23 protein-coding genes and 1 tRNA gene are annotated in these 22406 nt (G+C 69.7%); 19 read left to right on the top strand and 5 right to left on the bottom strand.

Annotated features, from left to right (window positions below; all coding sequences use genetic code 11):
* The first annotated feature begins 27 nt into the window (after window positions 1–27).
* From FHR33_RS27715 to FHR33_RS27775, 14 genes are all read left to right on the top strand, one after another.
* Window positions 28–1239: a metallophosphoesterase gene (locus tag FHR33_RS27715; protein WP_183653592.1), complete on the top strand. Its 1212-nt coding sequence runs from the start codon at window positions 28–30 to the stop codon at window positions 1237–1239.
* A 73-nt stretch (window positions 1240–1312) separates the two neighbouring features.
* Complete coding sequence (gene tmk / locus FHR33_RS27720) at window positions 1313–3337, top strand: dTMP kinase (RefSeq protein WP_183653595.1); 2025 nt, start codon at window positions 1313–1315, stop codon at window positions 3335–3337.
* Between the two features lie 10 nt (window positions 3338–3347).
* Window positions 3348–4523 (top strand): DNA polymerase III subunit delta', encoded by a 1176-nt coding sequence (locus tag FHR33_RS27725; RefSeq protein ID WP_183653598.1) that lies wholly within the window; start codon window positions 3348–3350, stop codon window positions 4521–4523.
* A gap of 177 nt (window positions 4524–4700) precedes the next feature.
* Window positions 4701–5255 (top strand): SigE family RNA polymerase sigma factor, encoded by a 555-nt coding sequence (locus FHR33_RS27730; protein WP_183653601.1) that lies wholly within the window; start codon window positions 4701–4703, stop codon window positions 5253–5255.
* Window positions 5252–5902, top strand: a complete 651-nt coding sequence (locus FHR33_RS27735) for a permease-like cell division protein FtsX (protein WP_183653604.1) — start codon at window positions 5252–5254, stop codon at window positions 5900–5902. The genes FHR33_RS27730 and FHR33_RS27735 overlap by 4 nt, the downstream gene beginning before the upstream one ends.
* An 82-nt stretch (window positions 5903–5984) precedes the next feature.
* Window positions 5985–6830: a PSP1 domain-containing protein gene (locus FHR33_RS27740; RefSeq protein WP_183660328.1), complete on the top strand. Its 846-nt coding sequence runs from the start codon at window positions 5985–5987 to the stop codon at window positions 6828–6830.
* Between the two features lie 118 nt (window positions 6831–6948).
* Complete coding sequence (locus FHR33_RS27745; protein WP_312895750.1) at window positions 6949–8379, top strand: alpha/beta hydrolase; 1431 nt, start codon at window positions 6949–6951, stop codon at window positions 8377–8379.
* A gap of 56 nt (window positions 8380–8435) precedes the next feature.
* Window positions 8436–8512 (top strand) — tRNA-Thr (locus FHR33_RS27750).
* Between the two features lie 329 nt (window positions 8513–8841).
* Window positions 8842–9384 carry a LysR family transcriptional regulator gene (locus tag FHR33_RS50600; RefSeq protein ID WP_246452121.1) on the top strand — a complete coding sequence of 181 codons (543 nt, stop codon included), beginning with the start codon at window positions 8842–8844 and terminating at the stop codon, window positions 9382–9384.
* Window positions 9308–9757 (top strand): LysR substrate-binding domain-containing protein, encoded by a 450-nt coding sequence (locus FHR33_RS50605; RefSeq protein ID WP_246453150.1) that lies wholly within the window; start codon window positions 9308–9310, stop codon window positions 9755–9757. Before FHR33_RS50600 ends, FHR33_RS50605 begins: the two co-directional genes overlap by 77 nt.
* Before the next feature lie 218 nt (window positions 9758–9975).
* Complete coding sequence (locus FHR33_RS27760; RefSeq protein ID WP_183653609.1) at window positions 9976–10362, top strand: VOC family protein; 387 nt, start codon at window positions 9976–9978, stop codon at window positions 10360–10362.
* Between the two features lie 596 nt (window positions 10363–10958).
* Complete coding sequence (locus tag FHR33_RS27765) at window positions 10959–12188, top strand: serine hydrolase domain-containing protein (protein WP_183660329.1); 1230 nt, start codon at window positions 10959–10961, stop codon at window positions 12186–12188.
* Window positions 12189–12420: 232 nt separating this feature from the next.
* Window positions 12421–12825, top strand: coding sequence for a hypothetical protein (locus tag FHR33_RS27770; protein ID WP_183653612.1), 405 nt, complete (start codon window positions 12421–12423; stop codon window positions 12823–12825).
* 412 nt (window positions 12826–13237) lie between these two features.
* Entirely contained in the window at window positions 13238–14362 is a 1125-nt protein-coding gene (locus FHR33_RS27775; RefSeq protein ID WP_183653615.1) for a serine hydrolase domain-containing protein, read from the top strand.
* Window positions 14363–14413: 51 nt separating this feature from the next.
* Here FHR33_RS27775 and FHR33_RS27780 read toward each other — a convergent pair whose 3' ends face one another.
* The gene (locus tag FHR33_RS27780; RefSeq protein WP_183653618.1) at window positions 14414–14821 is read right to left on the bottom strand and encodes a RidA family protein; all 408 of its coding nucleotides are present in this window, start codon (window positions 14819–14821) and stop codon (window positions 14414–14416) included.
* A 134-nt stretch (window positions 14822–14955) separates the two neighbouring features.
* Between FHR33_RS27780 and FHR33_RS27785 the strand changes: the two genes are divergently transcribed.
* A complete protein-coding gene (locus FHR33_RS27785; RefSeq protein WP_183653621.1) occupies window positions 14956–15336 on the top strand; it encodes a winged helix-turn-helix transcriptional regulator in 381 nt (126 codons plus the stop codon).
* 210 nt (window positions 15337–15546) lie between these two features.
* On the top strand, window positions 15547–16317 hold the full coding sequence (locus tag FHR33_RS27790; protein ID WP_183653624.1) for an SDR family oxidoreductase: 771 nt from the start codon (window positions 15547–15549) through the stop codon (window positions 16315–16317).
* Between the two features lie 96 nt (window positions 16318–16413).
* On the opposite strand, the gene FHR33_RS27795 is transcribed toward FHR33_RS27790, so the two are convergent.
* The 4 genes from FHR33_RS27795 to FHR33_RS27810 all read right to left on the bottom strand — a co-directional run bounded on the left by FHR33_RS27795 (window position 16414) and on the right by FHR33_RS27810 (window position 20013).
* On the bottom strand, window positions 16414–17043 hold the full coding sequence (locus FHR33_RS27795; RefSeq protein WP_183653627.1) for a response regulator: 630 nt from the start codon (window positions 17041–17043) through the stop codon (window positions 16414–16416).
* Window positions 17036–18235 (bottom strand): sensor histidine kinase, encoded by a 1200-nt coding sequence (locus FHR33_RS27800; protein ID WP_312895751.1) that lies wholly within the window; start codon window positions 18233–18235, stop codon window positions 17036–17038. The genes FHR33_RS27795 and FHR33_RS27800 overlap by 8 nt, the downstream gene beginning before the upstream one ends.
* A gap of 2 nt (window positions 18236–18237) precedes the next feature.
* Complete coding sequence (locus tag FHR33_RS27805; RefSeq protein ID WP_183653630.1) at window positions 18238–18933, bottom strand: ABC transporter permease; 696 nt, start codon at window positions 18931–18933, stop codon at window positions 18238–18240.
* Between the two features lie 174 nt (window positions 18934–19107).
* Window positions 19108–20013: an ABC transporter ATP-binding protein gene (locus FHR33_RS27810; protein ID WP_183653633.1), complete on the bottom strand. Its 906-nt coding sequence runs from the start codon at window positions 20011–20013 to the stop codon at window positions 19108–19110.
* 214 nt (window positions 20014–20227) lie between these two features.
* On the opposite strand from FHR33_RS27810, the gene FHR33_RS27815 reads away from it, so the two are divergent.
* From FHR33_RS27815 to FHR33_RS27825, 3 genes are all read left to right on the top strand, one after another.
* A complete protein-coding gene (locus tag FHR33_RS27815) occupies window positions 20228–21064 on the top strand; it encodes a lytic polysaccharide monooxygenase (protein WP_221241276.1) in 837 nt (278 codons plus the stop codon).
* On the top strand, window positions 21049–21564 hold the full coding sequence (locus FHR33_RS27820; protein WP_221241277.1) for a DUF305 domain-containing protein: 516 nt from the start codon (window positions 21049–21051) through the stop codon (window positions 21562–21564). The genes FHR33_RS27815 and FHR33_RS27820 overlap by 16 nt, the downstream gene beginning before the upstream one ends.
* Before the next feature lie 159 nt (window positions 21565–21723).
* On the top strand, window positions 21724–22401 hold the full coding sequence (locus FHR33_RS27825) for a FadR/GntR family transcriptional regulator (RefSeq protein WP_183653636.1): 678 nt from the start codon (window positions 21724–21726) through the stop codon (window positions 22399–22401).
* The last annotated feature ends 5 nt before the right edge of the window (window positions 22402–22406 follow it).

The raw sequence follows: 22406 nt of genomic DNA on the forward strand, positions 1-22406 counted from the left end.
GTCGGTGCCGGCTCGTAGCATGGCGCCGTGGTCTTCGGATTGGTGCTGACGCTGGCCGTCGCAGGGGTGCACTACTACCTGTGGCGGCGGCTGGTGCGCGGCACCACCCGCCCTGGCCGGGCTCGCAGGGTGCTCACCTGGTCGTTGGTCGGGCTCGGCGCGCTGGTGCCGGTCACGCTGGCGGCCACGAGGTCGGAGTTCGGCCACTGGCTGGCCTGGCCGGGGTTTTTCTGGCTGGCGGTGATGTTCTACCTCGTCGTCTTCCTCGTGCTGCTGGAGATCCCGAGGGGCGTGGCGGCGGTGCTGCTGCGCCGCAGGGCGCCGATGGTCCAGGCGCTCACAGTGCCGCCTGCCGTACCGGAGGGGCCGCCTGCCGTACCTCAGGTGCCCGCGGCCGAGCCCGACCTGGTCAGCAGGCGGCTGTTCCTGGGGCGCGCCACGGCCGCGGTAGCGGGCGTCGGCGCGCTGGCCACGGTCGGGTACGGCATCAGCACCGCGCTCGGCGCGCCGGTGGTGGAGCCGGTCAGGATCGCCCTGCCCAGGCTCGACCCGCGCCTGAGCGGCCTGCGGTTCGCGGTCGTGAGCGACATCCATCTGGGGCCGCTGACGGGGCTGCGGCACACCGAGCGGATCGTCCGCATGATCAACGAGCTCGACGCCGACGTGGTGGCGATCGTCGGTGACCTGGTCGACGGCACGGTCGCCGAGCTGGGGCCGCTGGCCGAGCCGCTCAAGGAGCTCCAGTCGCGCTACGGGTCCTACTTCGTGACGGGCAACCACGAGTTCTACACGGCCAACGGTCCCGGCGAGTGGATGGCCGAGCTCGAGCGGCTGGACGTGCGGCCGCTGCGCAACGAGCGGGTGGAGATCATCCATCGGGGAGCGGTGCTCGACCTGGCGGGCGTCGACGACGTCACAGGAGAGCCCGACTTCGAGCGGGCGCTGGGCGGGCGCGACCGGTCCAGGTCCTCGGTCCTGCTGGCGCACCAGCCGGTCCAGGTGGCCAAGGCGGCCGGCTACGGGGTCGATCTGCAGCTGTCGGGCCACACCCACGGCGGCCAGATGGTGCCCTTCAACCTGATCGTCCCGATGCAGCAGCCGGTGGTCTCCGGGCTGGCGACCGTCGACGGCGTTCAGGTGTACGTCACGAGAGGGGCGGGATTCTGGGGGCCACCGGTACGCGTGGGTGCGCCTCCTGAGATCACGCTGGCCGAACTCACCCACGTGGGGGGTTCCTAGGTATTACCCTCAGGCCACGAGCAGCCGGGCATTTCCGGCTCGCCCCCCGAACCCCCCTGGATACGCTACGACCATGACCATCCGCAGACCGGCCCATGTGCTGGCCATCGCTCCCTTTCGCCGGCTGTGGATGGCCATGTCCGTCTGCAGCCTCGGCGACTGGCTCAACATCCTCGCCCTGACCGCTCTGGCCGGAAACCTGACGGCAGGGCAGGGCTTCCAGACCCAGTCCCTCGCGGTCGGCGGCGTCTTCCTCGCCAAGATGCTCCCCGCGATCCTGCTCGGGCCGCTGGCGGGGGCGTTCGCCGACCGCTTCGACCGGCGGCTGACCATGGTCGTGGCCGACCTGTCGCGCTTCGCCCTGGTGCTGACGATCCCGCTGATCGGCGTCTACCAGTGGGTGATCGTCGCGACCCTGCTGGTCGAGTGCGTGAACCTGTTCTGGGTGCCTGCCAAGGACGCCACGGTGCCCAACCTGGTGCCCAAGGAGCGGCTCGAGCAGGCCAACCAGCTCAACCTGCTCGTGACGTACGGCACGGCGCCCGTCGCGGCGCTGCTGTTCGCCGTGCTCTCGCTGACCGGGGACATGGCGCGCTCGACCGTGCCCGCGCTGTCGTGGCTGCAGCCGACGGATCTGGCGCTGGGCATCAACGCGGTCGCCTACCTGGTGTCGGCGGCGCTGATCTTCACGCTGCGCGACCTGCCCAGGCGCGGCGGCGGCATCTCGACGCCCTCGGTGCTGAAGCAGATCGTCGAGGGCTGGCGCTTCGTGGGCCGCGACCAGCTGGTGCGCGGGCTGATCGTGGGCATGCTGGGCGCGTTCGCCGCGGGCGGCGCGGTCATCGGCGTGGCGAAGGTCTATGTCGTCTCGCTGGGTGGCGGCGACGCGGCCTACGGCGTCGTGTTCGGCGCGGTCTTCGTCGGCATGGCCGCGGGCATGTTCTTCGGGCCGAGGCTGCTGGCCGGGCTGTCGCGGCGGCGGCTGTTCGGGCTGGCGATCACCGTGGCCGGTCTGACGCTGGCGGCCATCGCGCTCATCCACAACCTGGTGATCGTGGTCATGCTGACCGTGGCGCTCGGCGCCTGCGCGGGCATCGCGTGGATCATCGGCTACACCCTCATCGGCCTGGAGGTCGAAGACTCCCTGCGCGGGCGGACGTTCTCCTTTCTGCAGTCCACCGCCCGCGTCACGCTCCTGCTCGTGGTCGCGGTGGCCAGCCCGGTCGCCGGCCTGTTCGGCACCCACCTGGTGGGCGCCTACGTCTTCGACGGCGCTAATCTGGTGCTGCTGGTCGGCGGAGTGCTCGCGATGGTCGTCGGCATGCTGGCGTTGCGCCACATGGACGACAGGCGAGGTGTGCCACTCTCGGAGGACCTGCTCGCCGCGCTGCGCGGCGAGCGTTACGCGCCGGGGGTCGTGGAAGAAGTGCCGGGGGTGTTCATCGCCTTCGAGGGCGGCGAGGGTTCGGGGAAGACGACGCAGTCGAGGCTGCTGGCGATCTGGCTGCGCGACCAGGGCTTCGATGTCGTGCAGACGAGGGAGCCAGGCTCGACCAAGGTCGGCATGCGCCTGCGCGCGATCCTGCTCGACGCGGCGGAGAAGGGGCTGTCGGCCAGGGCCGAGGCGCTGCTCTACGCCGCCGACAGGGCCGAGCACGTCGAGAAGGTGATCAGACCCGCGCTGCACAGGGGGGCGCTGGTGATCACCGACCGCTATGTCGACTCCTCACTCGCCTACCAGGGTGCGGGCAGGGCGCTCGATCCCTCCGACGTGTCCAAGGTCAACGCCTGGGCCACGGGCGGCCTCGTGCCGCACCTGACCGTGCTGATCGACACCCCGCCCTCGGTCGGGCTGACCAGGCTGGGTGGGGCTGCCGACCGGATCGAGTCCGAGCCGCTCGACTTCCACGAGCGGGTGCGCAAGGAGTTCCGCTCGCTGGCGGCGGCCGCGCCCGAGCGCTACCTCATGGTCGACGGCACGCTGTCGCAGAATGAGATCAGCAGGATCGTCCAGGACAGAGTGCGCGAGATCCTGCCCGACCCGGTGCCGAGCGAGTCCGAGGACATCACCGGCACCATGCCCGCCATCCGCGACTAACCTTGGGCCGGTGAGCGTCTTCGACGACCTGGTGGGCCAGGAGCAGGCTTCAGCCGTACTCTCGCGGGCTGCCCACGCCGCCGCGGAGGCGGTCGCGGGCGGGCGGGGCGCGGGCATGACGCACGCCTGGCTCTTCACGGGGCCGCCAGGATCGGGCCGCGAGGACGCGGCGCGGGCGTTCGCCGCGGCGCTGATGTGCCCTTCGGGCGGCTGCGGCCACTGCGACCAGTGCCATCAGGTGTTGATCGGCTCGCACCCCGACCTCGAGGCCGTCAAGCCGGAGGGGCTGTCCTACAGCGTCAAGCAGACCCGCGAGCTCATCCTGCGCGCCGCGGGCGCCCCCACCCAGGGCCGGTGGCGGGTCATCCTGTTCGAGAACGCCGACAGGGTCACGGAGTCGGCGGCCAACGCGCTGCTCAAGGCCATCGAGGAGCCGCCTCCCCGCACGGTCTGGCTGCTGTGCTCGCCCGCTCCCGACGACATGATCATCACGATCAGGTCCAGGTGCAGGGTCGTCAGCCTCGTCACGCCCTCGGGGGAGGCCGTCGCGCACGTGCTGGCCACCCGCGACGGTGTGCCGTGGGAGATGGCCACCTTCGCCGCGCGGGCCTCCCAGGGCGACCTCGCCCGTGCCCGCCTGCTCGCTTCCGACGAGGGCGTACGGCGGCGCCGCGACGCCGTGCTGGCGATCCCTCGTTCGCTGAGCGGGGTGGGGGAGTGCATCGCGGCGGCCGAGCGGCTGGTGAAGACCGCAGAGGAGGAGGCCGCCGCGGCCACCACGCTCCTCAACGAGAGTGAGACGACGGACCTGCGCAGGCTCTACGGGGAGGGCTCCACGGGCAAGGGCCTGAACAGGGGGCTGGTCAGGGGCGGCGCCGGGGCGTTGAGGGAGTTGGAGGACCGGCAGAAGTCGCGCGCCACCCGCGTGAAGCGCGACTCCCTGGACGGCGCGTTGCTCGAGCTGGTGTCGTACTACCGCGACGTGCTGGCGATGCAGCTCGGAGCGACGGTGGAGCTGGCCAACGACGACCATCGGTTCGAGCTCGACTCGATCGCCAAGGGGTCGACGGCCGAGGAGACGCTGCGGCGGATCGATGTGATCATGCAGTGCAGGGAGCGGCTGGCGGCGAACGTGAACCCGCAGATCGCGGTGGAGGCGATGATGCTGGGCCTGCGCCGTCCGTGACCGGGGTGAGAGGGCACGGGTTTCGCAGTCGGTGATCTCGGCTCTTTGACGGCGCGGTCCCGCCCGCCGTCTTCACTCGCCGTCTTCTCGCCGGGCACTCGATCGAAGGTTTCCGTCCCAGGGCTCGGCTGAGGCGTTTCCACCCTCACCGAATGCCTGCGGCGCCAAACTCGCCGCATGACCCGAGCAGCAGATGCCGTCCCCAAGCGTCTCTGTGATGTGGAAGTCGAACTGCTCCCTCGCCGGGAGCTCGTGGATGTGGCGACACTCTTCGCCGAGCATCACCTGGGCCTCGTACGGCTGGCGCTGATCATGGTCGGCGACCGGGCGACGGCCGAGGACGTCGTCCAGGAGGCGTTCGCCCGCACTCACGCGGGGCGGGCCAGGCTGCGAGATCCCAGCAGCGCGCTGGCCTACGTCCGCTCGGCCGTGCTGAACGGCTGCAGGTCCGTGCTGCGGCGGCGGGCCACGGTGTTCAGGCGGGCGGTGCCGTACGAGCCGCCGGTGTGGTCGGCCGAGAGCGCCGCACTGCTCGGTGAGGAGCGCAGGGAGGTGCTCGTGGCGCTGCGGGGTTTGCCCCAGCGTCAGCGCGAGGCGCTGACGCTGCGCTACTACTTCGACCTCACCGACCAGGAGGTGGCCGACGCCATGGGTGTCAGCGGAAGCACCGCCAGATCCACGATCGCCAGGGGCCTGTCCGCCCTGGCCCGCGCACTTGGGGAGGACGCATGAACAGCCCGATGGAGGACCGCCTTCGCGATGCCCTCGTCTCGGCCGGCGCCACGGTCGAGCCCGAGACCCTGACGCCGCTGCGGACACCCGACCGGCACCGGCGTTTCCGGGTCGATCTGCGCCTGGTAGCGGTGGCCGCCGCGGTGGCCGGTGTGGCCATGTTCCTCATGCTCAGGCCGACGCACCATGACGCTCCCGTGCTGGCGGCGGGCATGGTGCCGGTGAACTGGAGCGAGGGAGAGCCGGAGATCTCGGTGTTCCTGTGCAAGCCCGACTCCCCGTTTCCCGCCTGCGCGGACGATGTGCGTCCTGACCGCGGAGCCATCGAACAGGCGCTGCGAGCGAGGCCGGAGGTGAAGTCCGTGGTGTACGAAGATCAGCAGGTCAACTACGAGAGGTTCCGGCAGTCTCAGGTGGGCAGGGACGGCAAGCTTCTCCAGGCCGTCACAGTCGACGACATGCCCGATGCGTTCCGCCTGAGAATGCGCCAGGGGACCGACTGGTCGGCGGCGATGGCGGCGGCGAGCGAGCTCGACGGTGTCTCCAGGGTGATCAACCAGGTGTGCGCGGCCAAGCGGGCGGAGCTGTTCGAGATCATCAAGGAGAAGATCTTCGGACCGGATGACGAGGTCTGCATGACTCCCTAACGGGGCAGAGCCTCTCGTAGGGTGGGGGCGAAGGCCGTCCGAACCCCCGAGGCCGTCAGGAGGCGAGCGCGAGCCCATGGGAATGATCATGGCCGTGAGCTTCACCCGTTACGGAAGGCTCTACTACCTCGATCCCGGCGGGCACACCCCCAAGGTGGGCGACAAGGTGCTGGTGCCCACCGATTCGGGCCCGGAGGTCGCCGAATGTGTGTGGGCGCCGCAGTACACCAGCGAGGAGATCGACGGCCTGCCCGTCTGCGCGGGGCTCGCCGCCGACGACCACCTCACGCGCGACGAGACCAACAAACGCAGGCGCGCCGAGGCCCGGAGCGTCTCCAAGCGGCTCATCAAGCGCCACACGCTGCCGATGAAGGTGGTGGGCGTCGACTACCTCGACAACGACAACGTCTACACGGTCTACTTCTCCGCCCCGCACCGTGTCGACTTCCGCGCGCTCGTCCGAGACCTGGCCCGCAACCTGCGGGCCAGGGTCGAGCTGCGGCAGATCGGGCCCCGCGACGAGGCCAGGCTGCAGGGCGGCATCGGGCCGTGCGGGCGTGACCTGTGCTGCGCCACGTTCCTCAAGGACTTCGAGCCCGTCTCCGTACGCATGGCCAAGGACCAGGACCTCCCGGTCAACCCGCTGCGCATCGCGGGGGCCTGCGGCAGACTGATGTGCTGCCTGAAGTACGAGCACCCTCTCTACCAGGAGTTCAGGGCCACCGCGCCGCGCGTCGGCCTGGCGGTCGACACGCCTGAAGGCGCGGGGACCGTGGTGGGGCACAACGTCCCCAGCGACTCGGTGGTGGTCAGGCTCAACGACGGCGGGCGGAGATGCTCGTGCTCGAAGGCCAGCGTGTGTGCCCCCCGCAAGGCGTACGACTCGACCTACGGCCCCGACGACCAGCCCCCAGCCGGTGAGCCCTGAGGACTGACGGACGGACGGCATGCGGTGAACGCCGGGTCAGGCCGAGGAGGCGCGAGGGAGTGACGTGAGGATGCGGCGGCGACGGTCATGGCGTCGCGCGGTCGTCATGGCCGTCTGTGTGACCCTGACGCCCATCGGGTGCGGTGCCGACCCACCGTCCCCGGACGTCTACGATCAGCGGCTGGCCTGGGACGACTGCGGCGACGGGTTCGAGTGCGCCAGGCTCAGGGTGCCCCTCGACTACCGCGACCCACAGCGCGAGGAGCTGTCCATCAGCGTGATCCGCCTGCCCGCCACCGGCGACAGGGTCGGCTCGATCGTGATCAATCCCGGTGGTCCCGGCGGATCCGGCATCGACTACGGCAGGGCGGCGCGCTCCGTGCTCAGCCCCCAGGTGCGCGACCGGTTCGACGTGGTCGGCTTCGATCCGCGCGGCGTCGGCGAGTCCGCGCCGGTGGAGTGCCTCAGCGACAAGGCGCTCGACGCCTTCCTGGCGCTCGACGCAACCCCCGACTCCCCGGCCGAGCTGACCGCCCTGGAGAAGGCCTCCCGCCGGTTCGCCAACGGCTGCCGGGCCATGTCCCCTCGCCTGCTCCCGCACATCGGGACGGCGAACGCGGCACGCGACATGGACGTCCTCCGCGCCGCCCTCGGCGACGAGCGCCTGACCTACCTCGGCAAGTCGTACGGCACCCATCTGGGCGCCGTGTACGCCGACCTGTTCCCCGACAGGGTGCGCGCGCTCGTCCTCGACGGGGCGGTCGACCCCGCCCTGAGCCGCGTGGAGATGAACGAGGGACAGGCGGAGGGCTTCGCCGTCGCCTTCAGGGCCTATGCGAGGGACTGTTTCACGATCCCCGACTGCCCGTTGACCAGCCGTACCGTGGACGGAGCCGTGGCCGAGCTGTCGGGGCTGCTGCGCCGTACGGACGGCAGCCCCCTGCGCGGCGAGGGACGCGAGGTGACCGAGGCCCTCGCCACGCTGGGCGCGCTGACGCCCCTCTACGATCGGCGCTCGTGGCCCGTGCTGACCGAGGCGCTGCGCCAGGCCTCGACCGGTGACGGCACCCTGCTCCTGCACAGCGCCGACCAGCTCGTCGGCCGCTCCCAGGACGGCACCTACTCCAACCAGACCGAGGCCAACATGGCCATCAACTGCGTCGACAGCCCCTATCCCCGCCAGCTGTCCGCCTTCGTGAAGGCGGCGAATCAGGCCGAACAGCGGACGCCAGGGTTCGGGGCGTACGTGATGTGGAGCACGCTGCCGTGCGCGTTCTGGCCCGTCCCCGCGAGCGAGCACAACCGGCCACTGGTTGCTCGCGGCGCACCCCCGATCCTGGTCGTGGGCACCACGCGCGATCCGGCCACGCCGTACGGCTGGGCCCGCGCGATGGCCTCGCAACTGGAGTCCGGAGTGCTCGTCACCTTCGAGGGCGACGGACACACCGCCTACCTGAACGGCTCGTCCTGCGTGGACGCCACGGTGGACGCGTACCTGGTGTGGGGGCGCGTTCCGGAGGATGGCATGCGGTGTCCTGAGATCGAGTGATCAGAGGGCGCGAGGACCCCTCAGGCTCCTGTAGACTTCAACACGCCGTATGGCGCGCCGCCTTAGCTCAGTCGGCCAGAGCACTTCACTCGTAATGAAGGGGTCTCGGGTTCGAATCCCGAAGGCGGCTCCAGATCAGAAGGCCCTCACGTGATCGTGGGGGCCTTCTGCGTGCCCGGGTGCGTGACCACCGCTCCGGCTCGTGACTCGAGGTCGCCGGCCGTCGGCCGCGTCGCGCGGCGTGCCGACCGTTGAGGTGAGGACTGCCGCTGATCGCCTGCCGTCGCTCGGTAGTCCTCGCGAGCGACCTCGGGCGCCGGGGGTGGGACGAGCCGTGCGGCACCAGGGGGACCAACGCCTGATCCCGGTCCTCGGGGTGCCGGGCGATGAGGGCACTCCGCGGATCAGGGGCGACCGCAAGAGCGGTCCGGTTAGTCCGGATATGCCAAACTTCCTCCATACATGACACAGATGGGCGGCATGGGGCTTGTGGAGCTGCGGGACATCGAGATCTTCCTGACCTTGGCCGAGGAGCTGCACTTCGGCCGCACCTCCGAGCGGCTGCACGTCTCTGTGGCCCGGGTCAGCCAGGCGATCAAGAAGCAGGAACGAGCCATCGGTGCCGAGCTTTTCGCGAGGAACAGCCACAGCGTCCGGCTCACGCGGCTGGGTGAGCAGTTGCGGGACGATCTGCGTCACCTGCATCAGGGCCTGACGCACAGCCTGGAGCGGGCACGGCTGGCCGCACGCGGCAAGACCGGCACGCTCCGAGTGAGCCTGTTCCCGGCCAACATCCAGGAGCTGCGCCGCTACTTCGAGACCTTCCGCGCCCGGCACCCCCAGTGGGAGCTGCGCCTGCGGGTGTCGGCCCTACCAGGATCCGTTCGCCCAGCTACGCAACGGGGAGGTCGACATCCTGGTCACCTGGCTGCCGGTCGAGGAGCCCGACCTAACTGTGGGTCCGCTGCTCTTCGCCGAGCCGAGGATGCTGGCCGTGGCCGGTGACCATGCGCTCACCAGATGGTCCACGGTCTCCCTGGAGTCGGTCGGCGATTTCCAGCACATCACCGTCGAGCCTGCGCCCGGCTACTGGTTCGACCACTTCGTCCCGAAGCTCACCCCCAAGGGCCGGTTGATCGACCGCACCGTCAACGTGAACAACCTCGAGGAAGTCTTCATGCACACGGCCCTGGGCGAGGCCGTCACCCTCTTCCCGGCCCACGTGAGCTGGTACTTTCCCCGCCCCGACATTGTTTATCTGCCTGTCACGGACATGGAGGCGCTGCCGTACGGGCTGGTGTGGCTCAGCGCCGCGGAGAACGACATGATCCGCGCCTTCGCCCGCGTCGTCCGCGACCTGGGACCACTGCCCGACTGAGATCGTCCGTACGGCCGGCATGCGGCCCCTCGGTCCGGCGTCAGGCGGATCTCGACGTCGTGGATCTCCAGCGTGTCCTCCCCGGCGTGAAGTCTGCGGTTAACGCAGCGTTGCAAGATCCGGCATTGCCCGGGCCAGGCCGTACCGGCACCCTTGATCCAGTGCGAATCACCACATAGGAGGGAAACCGTGGCAAACAACCGCATACGAGCAGAAACGTGAACATTGTCGCCTCAACGGTCGTCTTCACCGTCGACGATCCGGCAGGCTCCCGGCACTTCTTCACCACCTATCTGGGCTTCCGCGAGGTGCTCGCCACCCCGGATTTCACCTGGCTGAGCCGCGATGATGCGGCCGCCGACATCCTGCTGCGCCAGCGCGACCTCGAGCAGCCGCGAGAGCGGATCGCGCAGCCGGTGGTGGCCTTCGCGGTCACCGATCTGGCCAAGGAATACGAGCGCCTGAGCGTCGAGGGCGCACCCATCACCAGGCAGTTGCGGCGCAACCCGTGGGGCGAGGCGCTGATGCGTCTCACCGACCCCAACGGCATCGTCGTCGAGCTGACCGAATGGATCGCCCCCGGCGGCCATCCCGACGTCGGCTGATCCTGGCCTGCCATGCCGTACAGGCTGGGGCTGATGATCGACAGCTGCGTGCTGACGGTGGTGGTCCCGCTCCTCTGAGATGGATGGACAGCGTGCTGGCCAGTGGTGATCCCGCTCCTCTGAGATGGATCGACGGCGTGCTGACGGTGGCGATCCTGCTCCTCTGAGATGGATCGACGGCGTGCTGACGGTGGTCATCCCGCTCCTCTGAGGTGGATGGGCAGCGGGGTGCTGACGGTGGCGACCCTGCTCCATCTGGGATGGACCGAAAGATCATCGGAGCCTTCGACCTGGTTGACCGGCCCTCGCGCCGACCATGCGGGGTCGTGTCAGCCGCGGCGTCAGGACGGCGACGGCCCGGTATCAGGCCGGTCGGCGATGGTTCATGCCATGAGCGGTTCAGCGATCGCGGCTTCGAGGCCGCGAAAGGCAGGCAAGGACAAGATCGTGCCCGACGGCGTCGACCTGGATGTCCGGCGGGGAAGTCGAGCCGGAGCATGAGCGCCACGGGCCATCAGGCCCAGCTCGCCGAGGCCATGGGCGTCACGCCCGGACGGGTCTCACAGATCGAGAACACTGTGCGAAGGAGATTCATGATGGAAAAGGGCAACAGCGGCTTCTCCGAGACGGGGCTGCGCAGGATGCGCGAGGTGCTGGGACGGCATGTCGAGTCGGGGAAGATTCCCGGGCTTGTCGCCCTGGTCAGCCGTGGCGGTGAGACGCATGTCGAAGCGATCGGGACGATGCGCCATGAGGGTGGCGCGCCGATGCGCCGGGACACGATCTTCCGGATGGCGTCGACGTCCAAGCCGGTTGCGATGGCGGCGGCGATGGTGCTGCTCGACGAGTGCCGGCTACGGCTGGATGACCTGGTGGATCCGTGGCTGCCCGAACTCGCCGACCGGCAGGTGCTGAAGCGGATCGACGGCCCGCTGGACGACACCGTGCCGGCGCGTCGGCCGATCACCGTGCGGGACCTGCTGACCTCCACGTTCGGGCTCGGCATGGATATGACGGCGCTCGGCGCTCCGATCATGGGCGCGATCTTCGAGCAGGGGCTCACGCCCGATCTGCCGGAGCCGATGCCCGGGCCGGATGAGTGGATGCGCCGCCTTGGCACGCTTCCGCTGATGTACCAGCCCGGAGAGCGCTGGCAGTACCAGATCAGCCACGACGTCCTCAGCGTGCTCGTCGCCAGGGTCACGGGCCAGTCGTTCGAGACGTTCCTGCGCGAACGCATTTTCGATCCGCTGGGGATGAAGGACACCGCCTTCCACGTGCCCGCCGACAAGATCGACCGACTGCCGGCCCTCTACGCCCCCGACGCGCAGACCGGAGAGTTCCACGTGTGGGACGAGGCCGAGGGTGGACGGTGGAGCAAGCCACCGGCGTTTCAGGGCAGCGGCGGCGGGCTGGTCTCCACCGTCGACGACTACCACGCCTACTTCCAGATGCTGCTGAACGGCGGGACGCACGGGAGCGAGCGGATCCTGTCCAGGCCAGCCGTCGAGCTGATGACCACCAACCGCCTCACGCCCGAGCAGAACGCCGCCCGCAACGCCATGGCGACCAACAGCGTCCACCTGTCGTTCGGTCAAGGACAGCACGGCGGCTGGGGCATGGGGATGGCGGTGCGCACCTACCGTGGCGACTACGCGTCCATCGGCCAGTTCGGCTGGGATGGCGGAAGCGGCACCTCGACCTACGCCGACCCGGACAAGCAGCTCACCGGAATCCTGCTCACCCAGGTCGGGATGTCAGCCCCGTACTCGGCGCGGCTGATCCACGACTTCTGGACCACGCTCTACCAGGCGATCGAAGACTGAGACCACGCCTGCGCCCGGTACGCCTGCGCCTGGTATGCCCGCCCTCAACCCATGACACCCGACGGCGGCCCTGGTGGCCGGAACCGTCGACATATTGGCCCTGTGGCCTGAGGCCCCGGTCGCCCGAGGGTGAGATCCCCTCGGGCGATCACGACCTCAGCCATCCAGATACCCCGGACAGCGACAGGGCCGCCCTCCCCATCTCGTAACAGCCTCGAAGGAGCACACCCCCATGTCCATCACCCTTACCGACCAGGACAAGACCACCCTCCGCGTCGCCGCTTGGGGCGCCGTCTCGCTGATGTCCGCCGCAGGCGCCGCCGGCTCGGCCCACAAGGCCGCCACTGAGGGCTCCATCGCCCTGACCTCCGCGACCGGCGTGGTCGGGCACGTGCTCGCCAAGGCGCCCAAGGGCGTGAAGTACGGCAAGACCGTGGCCGAACTCGCCGACCAGGTGCTGCCGGCTCTGACGGAGGGCATGACCCTGCTCACGAAGCAGGATGCGGCAGAGGCCGACAACTTCCGCCGCACCGTCATCGTCGCCGTCGAAGCAGCCGCCCAGACCCACAAGGGCGAGCCCAGCCCCACCATGGCCGAGATGGCCCGCAAGATCACCGAGGCCCTCGACGCCGCTTGATCAGATGTCGGCCTGCGCAGCCACCGCTGGTCACGGGCCCCTGTGACGCGGCGGCGTGGCAGGTCAGAAAGGGTCGAGCCCGGGGGGGCCGGTCGACCCGGCTCGTCACCGCCGACGAGATGTCGAGCTGCTCAACGTGCACAGGGGCCGGGGCTGTCCGCATGACGTCCGTAGACGCGGCCACGGATGTCCGGCTGACCGCCGCGTGTCAGCTGTGGCGTCAGGACGGCGACGACCCGGTATCAGGGCGGTCGGCGATGGTGGATGCCATGAACGGTTCAGCGATTGCGAGCCCCAAGGCAGCGCCCCCTTCGGGCGACCTGATCTGAGCAATCCAGCTACCGGCCCCCACCAGGACCGCGCTCCACCAGCGGTCCGTTCCATTGAATTCTCATTGAAGGAGCACACCACCATGTCCACCACCTTCACCGGCCAGGATCGCCCGGAGCTGCAGAAGGCCATCGAGGAGATCGTCGATTCCGGTTTCGTCGGGATGACGCTGCGCGTGCACGATGAGCGGGGCGAGTGGGTCGGCAGCGCCGGGGTGCGCGAGCTGGGCGAGAGCGCCAAGCCGCCGATCGACGGACACGTCAGGATCGGCAGCGTCACCAAGACCTTCACCGCGACCCTGGTGCTGCAACTGGTGGCCGAGGGCAAGGTCGAGCTGGACACCCCGGCGGATGACTACCTGCCCGAGTTCGGGTTGGACCGGCGGATCACGGTGCGGATGCTGCTGCAGCACACCAGCGGGGTGTTCAACTTCACCGGCGAGGTCTACGAGGACGGGACGGTAGCACCGGGGATCACCTGGTCGGGCCAGGAGTGGGTGGACAACCGGTTCAAGGCCTACCGGCCGGAGGAGCTGGTAGGGCTGGCGTTGTCCAAGCCGGCGCGGTTCGAGCCGGGGACGGACTGGAGCTACTCCAACACCAACTACGTGCTGGCCAGGCTGCTGATCGAGAAGGTCACCGGCCGCACCTACGCCGAGGAGCTGCAGCGGCTGATCCTGGGCCCGCTCGGGCTGTCGGGCACCGTGGCGCCGACCACCCAGACGGAGATCCCCGAGCCGCACGCCCACGCCTACTACCGCTACGAGGAGGCCGGCCAGGAGAAGACGGTCGATGTCACCCGCCAGAACCCCTCCTGGATCTCCAGCGGCGGCGACATGATCTCGACCACGCAGGACCTGCAGACGTTCATCTCGGCGCTGGTGGGCGGCAAGCTGCTGCCGGCGCCGCTGCTGGCCGAGATGTGCACGCCTGAGCCCAAGGTCGGCTACGGCCTGGGGGTGTTCGTGCAGGACACCGGCTGCGGCGGCACCCTCATCACCCACAACGGCGGCCACGGGGGCCACGCGGGGCTGATGTACAGCACGCCCGACGGCAGCAAGACCCTGACCGCCTCGCTGAACTATGTGGACGACGCCGCACTGTCCATGGGTGAGGCGTTCCAGAAGGCGACGCAGAGGCTCGTCAACGAGGTGTTCTGCGGCGGGCAGGCCGGATCGCCTGACGAGGCGGCCGAGCCGACGAGCTGAGCACCTCGCACCCGTACGCCGGGCCAGGCCGGCCCACTGAAGAACGCCTGCTCAGTCGAGGATGGCGGTGGCTTCGACCTCGACCAGGTGGTCGGGTACGTCCAGTGCCGCGACGCCCAGCAGCGTGGCCGGCGGTACCGGGGTGACCCCCAGCTTCGCGGCCGCCCGAGTGACCCCCTCCAGGAGCAGGGGCATCTTGTCGGGGGTCCAACCGACGACGTAGACGGTCAGTTTCGCCACGTCGTCGAAGGAAGCGCCGACCCCGGCAAGAGCGGCGCCGATGTTGAGGTAGCACTGCTCGACCTGGGCGGCCAGATCGCCTGCGCCGACCGTGACCCCCTCGGCATCCCAGGCGACCTGCCCGGCGATGAAGACCAGCTTCGACCCGGTCGCGATCGACACCTGCCGGTAGACGTCGATCTCCGGCAATCCGCTGGGGTTCACCAGGGTGATGGCCATGCTGCCTGCCTTCTTCTCACGAGAGCCCGCGGACGAGCTACCAAGACCCCTTTGGTCTCTTGTGGTTACTGGATAACCGTAGGAGAGTGTTCGCTGACATGGAAGAACGCACTTTTCAGTGACTGGGGAACCCCATGGTGACCAAGCAGTTCAAGGGCTCGCCCGACGAAGCAGACCTCACGCGTGCGGACTCCCTGGCGCGGGAGATCTTCTCGGACGTCGCCAACAAGTGGGCGCTCCTGATCATCGAGGCTCTGGGTGAAGGCACCCTGCGCTTCGGCCAGTTGCGGGATGAGATCGCGGGCATCAGCCACAAGATGCTCACCCAGAACCTGCGCATGCTGGAGCGCAACGGCCTGGTCGAGCGGAATGTGCACCCCACCGTGCCGCCGCGCGTGGAGTACACCCTCACCGAGCCGGGCCAGGCCCTGCGAGAGACGGTCCATGGGATGTGCGACTGGACCCACCGGTACCTCAGCCACATCGACGCCTCCCGCCGTCGCTTCGACGCCTGACGGGTGGACGCCGCGCGGCTGGGCGCCGCCGCGGCCGTGTCCGGCGATCTCCAGCGTCTCGCCTCACATGGACAGGTACGCCGCCGCCCTGTCCCGGCGGGACGCGGCCGACCGCGTGGCGAACCGGCGCGGCGGCGTTGACAGGGTGGGTCCGGCTGGTGAGGCTGGACGGGAGAGCCTGACCGGGCAGCCTTCTCGTACGGAGCTCTGATGGATGGCACTGTCGCTGTCGTGACCGGGGCCGCGCGCGGCATCGGGCGGGGCATCGCCCTCGTGCTCGGCGAGGCAGGGGCGATCGTCTACGCCGCCGACCGTGAGAGCCGCGACCATCGTCACTCCGCGCTGCCCGGCACCATCGAGGACACCGCCGAGCAGGTGACCGCGCGCGGCGGCATCGGCATTCCTGTGCGCGTCGACCACGATGACGACAAGACCGTCGAGTCCCTGTTCGAGCGGGTGCGCGTCGAGCAGGGCGGGGTCGATCTGCTGGTGGCCAACGCCTGCGACGGCAACGCGCTGCCCTTCGCCGGTGGTCCGTTCTGGACGCTGCCGCTCGAGCACTGGCACAACATGATCGACATCGGGGTCCGCAGTCACCTCGTGACGGCCTGGTACGCGGCGCCCCTGCTGATCGAGCGGCGAGGGCTGGTCGTCCTGACCGGGTACACCGATCCTGACGCCGAGGTGATCGCCGGTCACCTCTTCTACGACCTGGCCATGACGAGCGTCAGTCGCCTGGCCCGCTCGCTGGCTCATGACCTGCGCCCGCACGGGGTCACGGCGCTCGCCGTCTCTCCAGGGTTCACCCGCACCGAGGCGATCATCGCGACGCTCGGTGACGACGTGCCTGGCGGCGACTCGGTCGAGTTCCCCGGCCGCGCCGTCCGCGCCCTGCTGGAGGATCCCGACGTGGGGCGGCACGCGGGCCTGACCCTTCCCGTCGCCGACCTTGCCAGGGAGTACGGCTTCAGCGACATCTGACCGCTGGGCCGGGCGCGGACCGGGGGAGCGGCTCCGGCCGAGCAGTGGTGCCGAGCGAGGCGAGATCAGGAATGTGGCGGTAAGGCGGGGGTTCGGTCAGGTGAGGAGGCCACGTTGGTATGCCACGGCCACTGCCGCCGCCCGATCGTTGACGCCGAGCTTGGTGTAGATGTGCAGCACGTGTGTCTTGACCGTGGCCTCGCTGATGAACAGCTGCGCGGCCGCCTCACGGTTGGTGGCGCCCTGGGCGATCAGCTCCAGGATCTCCCGTTCCCGCGCGCTCAACGGGTCCGCGGGTGTGCGTACCTGGCTGAGCAGACGGGTGGCGACCGAGGGGGACAGCACGGCCTTACCGCGGGCCGCCGCTTCGACCGCGCGCACCAGCTCCTCGCGCTGGGCGTCCTTGAGCAGGTAGCCGGTGGCGCCGGCCTCGATGGCGGGCAGGACGTCGCTGTCGGTGTCGTAGGTGGTGAGCACCAGGACGCGGGCCGCGATGCCCAGCCTGACCAGCTCCTTGATGGCTGAGACGCCGTCCATCCTGGGCATGCGCAGATCCATGAGGATCACGTCGGGTTCGAGCGCGCGCGCCAGTTCGACGGCCTGAGCGCCGTCACCCGCCTCGCCGAGCACCTCGAAGCGCGGATCGCCGGTGAACATGCCGCGGATGCCGTCCCGCACGATGGGGTGGTCGTCGGCGATCAGCAGGCGGACGGGGGAATCAGGCACTGGGGCTCTCCCTGAGGATGGCCGGGAGACTCGCGGAGATCGCGGTGCCCGCGCCGGGCTCGGACTCGATCTCCAGGGTGCCCGCCAGGCGGCTCACGCGCCGGCGCATCGACGTCAGGCCGAAGCCGCCGCCGTCCTTGGCGCGCTCGGGGTCGAAACCGGCGCCGTCGTCGCGGACGTCCAGGGTGACCAGATCGTCCATGTACGACAGGGTCAGCCCGACACGCGTGGCCTCCGCGTGCTTGGCCACGTTGGCGAGCGCCTCCTGGGCGGTACGGAGCACCGTCACCTCGACCTCGGGATGCATGGGGCGGACCGTACCAGTCGTGGTGAGATCGGCGCGCACCCCGTGGAGGTTCGACCACGCGGAGGCGACCTCCGCCAGCGCGTCGGGCAGGCGCGCCGACTCCAGCGGGCCCGGCGCGACGGCGTGCACGGACCTGCGTGCCTCGGCGAGGCTCTCGCGCGCCAGACGCGTGGCGTTGTCGATGTGGCGCTGCCACTCGCCGCCCTCCCTGGCGTGGGTGGCCGCCTGGAGCTGGGTGATGATGCCGGTCAGTCCCTGGGCGAGGGTGTCGTGGATCTCGCCCGCCATGCGCTGGCGCTCGTCGAGCACGCCGGCCTCCCGCGCCTGGATCAGCAGCTGGGCGTGCAGTCCTGCGTTCTCCCTCATCGTCGCCTCGAGCTGGGACACCATGCGCTTCCGCTCGGCGCTGCGCTCGGCCGTGACGTCGCCGACGAAGCTGAACAGCCCGACCAGGGCCACAATGGCGGCGACGAAGAACAGGTAGCTGAGGATCGCGGTGGGAGTGGGCTCGGGCGGGCCGCCCCCGTAGGCGACGATGCTGATCGCCGCCGTGGCGGCCACGCCGACGAACCTCCACATCCCGCGCAGGAGCTGCCACGAGTGCAGGTATCCGGTGAAGGCGAAGAAGCTGGCGAACCAGATCCCGCGGCTGCTGAGCGCCGCGATCAGGATGACCAGGCCGGCGATGTAGAGCGCGGGCCACCTGGTCATCAGCGCGACCCACCCGGCGGTCAGGACGGCCAGGCCGAGCGTGACCAGGCGGTAGTCCGCCGAGTGGGAGCCGGTGAGCAGGAACAGCGCCGTGGAGACAGCGAGCAGCACGTACGGCACCGCCGCCATGAGGCGGTCGAGGCGCCCTTCCCATGCGTCGAGGCGCGTCGGCACGATCACTCCCAGCGGAAGAACTTGGCGGCCGCGACGCTGATGATCACGGCGTACGCGGCCATCACGCCCAGCAGGAGAGGGTTCGGCGAAGCGCCCGCCCAGACATCCTGAAGGGTCTGCCGGAAAGCGCCCAGAGGGGTGTATTCGCCGATGCGGGCCAGGATAACCGGCATCTTGTCGGCGGGCTGCATCAGCCCGGCGAGGAAGGCCATCGGGAAGTACAGCAGCACGCCGACGCCGTTGGCGGTGCGTCCGTTCGGGGCGACGGCCGCGATGAGCAGGCCGATGGCGAACATGGCGGCCGTGCCGAGCGCGAAGGCCACGACGACGGGCACCACCCTGGTGGGCAGATGGGCGCCGAGGATGGTGCCGGCGACGGCGAGGAGCAGCGCGCAGGCGGTGACGGCGAGGACGAGCTGGAGGAGCAGCTGCACGATCAGCAGGTTTCGCGGGCGCACCGGGGTGGTGGACAGCCGTCGCAGGATGCCCCTCTCCCTGTACGTGGCCAGGGTGGTGGGCACGAGGTACAGGCCCACGAGTCCCACGGCGATCGCCAGCGTCATCGGCAGGAGCACCGTGTCTCCTGGCGGGATCGAGCTTCCGAAGATCACCAGGATGAAGAGGGGAAGGAGGATGGTGAACATCGAGCCGGGCTCGCGCACCAGCAGCTTCAACTCGACGACGGTGAGCTTGGTCATGGAGGTTCTCCTCAGAGGCGCGGCGAAGGGCGAGTCAAGGGCGACTCGGAGGCGGGGCGAGGGGCGAGTCGGGCGACTCGGAGGTAGGGCGAGGGGCGAGTCGGGCGACTCGGGGGTGGGGCGAGGGGCGAGTCGGGCGACTCGGGGGTGGAGGGAGCGGCCGGTCGGAGGGGCTCAGAGGTGGAGGGAGCGGCCGGTGAGGGCGACGAACGCGTCGTCGAGGGTGCGCTTGTCGATGCGGAGGTCGGCGACCATGACGTGGTTGCGGGCCAGGGCGGCGGTGACGGCGGTGGCGAAGTCGCCCCTGCCCGTGACGACCACCTGGTCTCCCTTCGTGGTCACGCCGGTCACGCCGGGGACCTCGCTCAGGAGCGAGGCGTCTCCTGTCATCAGCCTGAACCGCATCTGGTGTTCGGCGTCGACCCCGTCGATCAGGCCCGCGGGAGTGTCGAGGGCGACGATGTCGCCGCCGTCGAAGACGGCGACCCTGTCGCAGAGCTCCTCCACCTCGTCCATGAAGTGGCTGACCAGGACCACGGTCACGCCGGACGCGCGGACCTGCTTGATCACCTCCCAGGTGGCGCGGCGGGCCTGCGGGTCGAGCCCCGTGGTGAGCTCGTCGAGGAAGGCCACCTTGGGGTTGCCGACCAGCGCCAGCGCGATGAACAGCCGCTGCTTCTGGCCGCCGGAGAGCTTCCCGAACCGGGCGTTGCGCTTGTCGGCCAGCCCCCACTGCTCCAGCAGCTCGCGCCAGTCGCGCGGGTTGGCGTAGAAGGAGGCGTAGAGGTCGAGCGCCTCCCAGACCTTGATGTTCTCCGGCAGCTGCGTGTGCTGCAGCTGGACGCCGATCAGCTCGCGCAGCTCGCGGCCGTCCTTGATCGGGTCGAGCCCGAGTACCCTGATCGTCCCCCCGTCGGGGCGACGCAGGCCCTCCACGCACTCCACGGTGGTGGTCTTTCCCGTGCCGTTGGGGCCGAGGATGCCGAAGATCTCGCCCTCCTCCACGGAGAAGGAGATCCCGTTCAGAACCGTCTGGCCCGCGTACCTCTTGGTGAGGTCGGTGACTTCGATGACTGCCATGGCTCAAGCCTCGTGCGTGGGCTCTTCCGGCGAATCGCCCCTCCGGCCATGAACGGCCGTGGATGCGGCTGACCCTGAGATCCACCGTTCGGTTGATGGCGGGCCCCGGGGTGGGCGCGATAAGTGAACCGTTGACTGGGGGCCCTTGCGCCGGGCGTCATCAGGAGTTAATTCTTAGGAAGGTTTCCTTTTAGTTATCCTCCCGGGAGCTCCCGTGACCAAGAGAACCGCCGCCTTAGCCGCAGGCACAGCCGCCCTCGTCCTCCTCCCCGCCGGTGCCGCCAACGCCCACGGCACGATGTCCAACCCGCCGAGCCGCGTCTACGTCTGTAAGAACGAAGGCCCCGAGGCACCCAAGTCCGCCGCCTGCAAGGCCGCCGTGGCCGCGGGCGGGACCCAGGCCTTCTACGACTGGAACGAGGTCTCCCTGCTCGAAGCGGGCGGACGGCACCGCGAGATCATCCCCGACGGCAAGCTCTGCAGCGCGGGCCGCGACAAGTACCGCGGGCTCGACCTGCAGCGCGCCGACTGGCCCGCCACCTCGGTACGGCCAGGCAGCTTCACGCTCACCTACCACGCCACCGCGCCGCACTCCAACAGCAACTTCGAGTTCTACATCACCCGCGACGGCTGGAACCCGACCATGCCCCTCAGGTGGTCGGACCTGGTCCACCTCAGGACGTTCAACGGCCAGAACCCCACCACGTTCACCAACTGGACGCTCAACCTGCCGCAGCGCTCGGGGCGGCACATCCTCTACTCGATCTGGCAGCGCGTCGTCGGCAGCAACGAGGCCTTCTACACCTGCTCGGACGTGGACTTCGGCGGCGGAGGCGGCAACCCGACCCCGACGCCGACCCCCACGCCGACCCCGACCCCGACTCCCACGCCGACCTCGACAGTCCCCTCGGGCACGTGGCAGGCTGGCAAGGCCTACAAGGGAGGTGACCGCGTGACCTACGCCGGTCTGTCCTACGAGTGCCTGCAGCCGCACACGGCCATCGCCGGGTGGGAGCCGCCCAACGTCCCCGCGCTGTGGAAGCGCGTCTGATCGCAGCCCTCGCCGCGGCCCTGTTCCTCGGAGCGGGCTGCGGCGAGCCGCCACCTGAGCAGGTCAACGCCGACGACGTGATGTTCCTGCAGATGATGATCCCGCACCACAAACAGGGCATCGAGATCGTACGGCTCGCCGGCCCCAAGGCCACCAGCCCCGCGGTGCGGAACCTGGCCGCGGCGATCGAACAGACCCAGACCACCGAGGTCCAGACGATGACCAGGTGGCTGACCGAGTGGGACCAGCCGCTCACCGCCCCGACCGACGCCCACGCCGGGCACGGCGGCTTACCCGAGACCGACAGGGAGCGCATCGCCGCCGTGAAGAACGAGCGCGACCTGATCAACCTGCTGATCGCGCACCAGGACGACGCCGTCCAGATGGCCAGGGTCGAGGTCTACAACGGCGAGAGCCCCAAGGTGAAGGAGTGGGCCAAGCAGGTCGAGGCGTCGCGCGAGGCCCAGATCGACCTGATGCTCGGCGTGCTGGAACAGTGACGAACGCGGTCACGGCCCGCGCGTAGGTCGTCGAAGGACGGCCCGGTCCGCCGCTCGACCACGAACGCTCCCCTGAGGCCGGCCGCGCCGGCACCCCCTGCTGCCTGGCGTCTCTTCTCATGGGGTGAAAAGTCGGCGGATAAGTGATCTAATCATTAGATGATGGTTGTCCGGCCCTCCCTTTCCGGCGTGCTGACCGAGCAGGTGCTCGGCCTGATCAGCGACAGCGGGCTGCAGCCTGGCGACCGGCTGCCCACCACCCGCGAGCTCGCTCAGAGGTTCTCGGTGACCACGCCCACCCTCAGGGAGGCCCTGCGCCGCCTCGAGGCCACGGGCGCGATCGAGATGCGGCACGGGTCGGGGCTGTACGTCGGCGCGGACATCGAGCGCATCGTGCTGCCCAACCCCAACATGCGCTCGATGCCGGGAGGGCAGCTGCTCGACCTGCTCGACGCGCGCATCCTCATCGAACCGCCGCTGGCGGGGCTCGCCGCGGGGCGTCCGGGAGCGGAGGAGCTGAGGGCGGTGCTGGGCGAGGCCGCCAGGCACCTGAGCGGCCAGGACGCCGAGTTGCACGAGGCGAACATGACCTTCCACCGGGTCAGCGCCAGGCTGGCGGGCAACAGCGTGCTCGAGGAGGTCGTCGACTCACTGCTGAGCGTGCACGCCCCCGAGCAGCGGGAGATCCTGCGCATCTACGACGACAGGCGCCGCGACTACGACGAGCACCTGACGATCCTCGAGGCCATCGAGGCCGGCGACGCACGGGCTGCGGAGGAGCTCATGCGCGCGCATCTGATTGACGTGAAAACGGTGGTCCAGCAACGGCTCATGTAGAACAG

The sequence above is a fragment of the Nonomuraea dietziae genome (genome assembly GCF_014195505.1).
GTDB classification, from domain to species: Bacteria; Actinomycetota; Actinomycetes; order Streptosporangiales; family Streptosporangiaceae; genus Nonomuraea; species Nonomuraea roseola.

What these genes read in the sequence shown, in the direction of transcription:
- FHR33_RS27785 (WP_183653621.1), top strand. Translation starts at nt 14,956, where the DNA reads ATGGTGACCAAGCAGTTCAAGGGCTCGCCCGACGAAGCAGACCTCACG.
- FHR33_RS50600 (WP_246452121.1), top strand. Translation starts at nt 8,842, where the DNA reads ATGACACAGATGGGCGGCATGGGGCTTGTGGAGCTGCGGGACATCGAG.
- FHR33_RS27740 (WP_183660328.1), top strand. Translation starts at nt 5,985, where the DNA reads ATGATCATGGCCGTGAGCTTCACCCGTTACGGAAGGCTCTACTACCTC.
- FHR33_RS27810 (WP_183653633.1), bottom strand. Translation starts at nt 20,013, where the DNA reads ATGGCAGTCATCGAAGTCACCGACCTCACCAAGAGGTACGCGGGCCAG.
- FHR33_RS27735 (WP_183653604.1), top strand. Translation starts at nt 5,252, where the DNA reads ATGAACAGCCCGATGGAGGACCGCCTTCGCGATGCCCTCGTCTCGGCC.
- FHR33_RS27775 (WP_183653615.1), top strand. Translation starts at nt 13,238, where the DNA reads ATGTCCACCACCTTCACCGGCCAGGATCGCCCGGAGCTGCAGAAGGCC.
- FHR33_RS27730 (WP_183653601.1), top strand. Translation starts at nt 4,701, where the DNA reads ATGACCCGAGCAGCAGATGCCGTCCCCAAGCGTCTCTGTGATGTGGAA.
- FHR33_RS27770 (WP_183653612.1), top strand. Translation starts at nt 12,421, where the DNA reads ATGTCCATCACCCTTACCGACCAGGACAAGACCACCCTCCGCGTCGCC.
- tmk (WP_183653595.1), top strand. Translation starts at nt 1,313, where the DNA reads ATGACCATCCGCAGACCGGCCCATGTGCTGGCCATCGCTCCCTTTCGC.
- FHR33_RS27790 (WP_183653624.1), top strand. Translation starts at nt 15,547, where the DNA reads ATGGATGGCACTGTCGCTGTCGTGACCGGGGCCGCGCGCGGCATCGGG.
- FHR33_RS27765 (WP_183660329.1), top strand. Translation starts at nt 10,959, where the DNA reads ATGGAAAAGGGCAACAGCGGCTTCTCCGAGACGGGGCTGCGCAGGATG.
- FHR33_RS27805 (WP_183653630.1), bottom strand. Translation starts at nt 18,933, where the DNA reads ATGACCAAGCTCACCGTCGTCGAGTTGAAGCTGCTGGTGCGCGAGCCC.
- FHR33_RS27780 (WP_183653618.1), bottom strand. Translation starts at nt 14,821, where the DNA reads ATGGCCATCACCCTGGTGAACCCCAGCGGATTGCCGGAGATCGACGTC.
- FHR33_RS27825 (WP_183653636.1), top strand. Translation starts at nt 21,724, where the DNA reads ATGATGGTTGTCCGGCCCTCCCTTTCCGGCGTGCTGACCGAGCAGGTG.